A 1,636-nucleotide genomic window follows, 5' to 3' on the forward strand; every position below is an offset into this window, starting at 1 on the left:
TCCTTAAGTGTAGTAAGAACTGTCAGAAAACAGTGTTCCTCCTGCCCGTTTGTTTCGAGACGATGGTTGTGAGCCAGAAAGTATCTGTTCGGCCGTTTTGGGGCCGATGATCGAATCGAAGGGGTTTACTCGTGAATTTATCTACAGCTCCGGTGCGGACCGTGCATGGTACCGCAGGTGACATTGTCCGTAATTTGTCTTTGGTCAGGGATGAGATCGCTGACACGGCGGCCAAGATCGATGCGCAGGAGATGGCGGGCCTGGCAGGCCATTTTGGCCAGACTGGTCGGGTGTTCGTTGCTGGTGCGGGGCGGAGTGGGTTGGTTCTGCGCATGGCGGCCATGCGGCTGATGCATCTGGGTATGACTGTCCACGTTGCCGGTGATACGACCACTCCTGCGATTAGTTCCGGTGACCTGCTTTTGGTGGCTTCCGGGTCGGGGACGACCTCGGGAGTGGTTAAGTCGGCGGAAACCGCGGCGAGGGCCGGAGCCCGGATTGCTGTGTTCACTACTAACCCGGATTCTCCGCTTGCTGGTCTGGCCGACGCGTTGGTGATTATTCCTGCGGCCCAGAAGACCGACCACGGCTCGAGTGTTTCCCGTCAGTACTCTGGGTCGCTCTTTGAGCAGGTACTTTTCCTCGCCACCGAGGCTCTTTTCCAGTCGTTGTGGGACAACGCCGATGAACCGGCCGAGCAGCTTTGGCTCAGGCACGCCAACCTCGAGTAATCGGGGCCTTCACTTTCCCTTTCCACCGCAGTTCCCCTACAGAAAGAAACAACATCATGAAACTCCAAGTTGCTATGGACCTCCTGACCGTCGAAGACGCCCTCGTACTGGCCGGCCAGGTCGCTGAGTATGTCGACATCATCGAACTCGGCACTCCGTTGATCAAGGCCGCCGGGCTCTCGGCCGTCACTGCTGTGAAGAACGCGCACCCGGACAAGATCGTCTTTGCTGATTTGAAGACCATGGACGCTGGAGAGCTTGAGGCCGATATCGCCTTCAAGGCCGGCGCGGACCTGGTCTCCATCCTCGGTGTCGCTGATGACTCCACCATTGCCGGTGCCGTCAAGGCGGCCAAGGCCCATAATAAGGGCGTCGTCGTGGATCTTATCGGTGTGGCAGATAAGGCCACCCGTGCCAAGGAAGCCCGCGCGCTGGGGGCGAAGTTCGTGGAGATGCACGCTGGCCTGGACGAGCAGGCCAAGCCCGGTTATGACTTGAGCGGGTTGCTCAGGGCCGGAGAAGAAGCCCGCGTTCCGTTCTCCGTGGCTGGCGGGGTGAGCCTGAGCACCATCGAAGCCGTCCAGCGTGCCGGGGCCGATGTCGCCGTCGCCGGGGGCTCCATCTACGGTGCAGCCGATCCTGCCTTGGCAGCCAAGCAACTCCGCGCCGCCATCTCTTAGCCCTTCCGATTGATAGTGGCGTCCCGCACCATAAAAGCCGCGGGACGCCACCATCGGGGAGGGCCTCCTGCAACTTCAGAGGCCCAGCGGTCGTGGAATTCCTTGCCTGGGCCCCAGGCCCAGAGACGTCACTGCGGGCACTACCGGTTCGTCGGAAGCACTAAGACATGAGTCAACAAACACTGGGACCGGTCCGGGGACGTCGCCGATTCCCTCACCAGCAGC

At 60.6% G+C, this 1,636-nt stretch carries 2 protein-coding genes; both read left to right on the forward strand.

All coding sequences use genetic code 11. The features are described from left to right. Positions 1-131: 131 nt before the first annotated feature. Positions 132-731: a 6-phospho-3-hexuloisomerase gene (hxlB, locus tag OS914_RS17950; RefSeq protein ID WP_267547418.1), complete on the forward strand. Its 600-nt coding sequence runs from the start codon at positions 132-134 to the stop codon at positions 729-731. A 56-nt stretch (positions 732-787) separates the two neighbouring features. After that, positions 788-1,411: a 3-hexulose-6-phosphate synthase gene (gene hxlA, locus OS914_RS17955; protein ID WP_267547419.1), complete on the forward strand. Its 624-nt coding sequence runs from the start codon at positions 788-790 to the stop codon at positions 1,409-1,411. The last annotated feature ends 225 nt before the right edge of the window (positions 1,412-1,636 follow it).

It is taken from the genome of Arthrobacter endolithicus, from assembly GCF_026627425.1.
Lineage (GTDB): Bacteria > Actinomycetota > Actinomycetes > Actinomycetales > Micrococcaceae > Arthrobacter_M.

Excerpts from the sequence above, each read along its gene's own strand:
- hxlA (WP_267547419.1), top strand. The coding sequence starts at position 788 with ATGAAACTCCAAGTTGCTATGGACCTCCTGACCGTCGAAGACGCCCTC.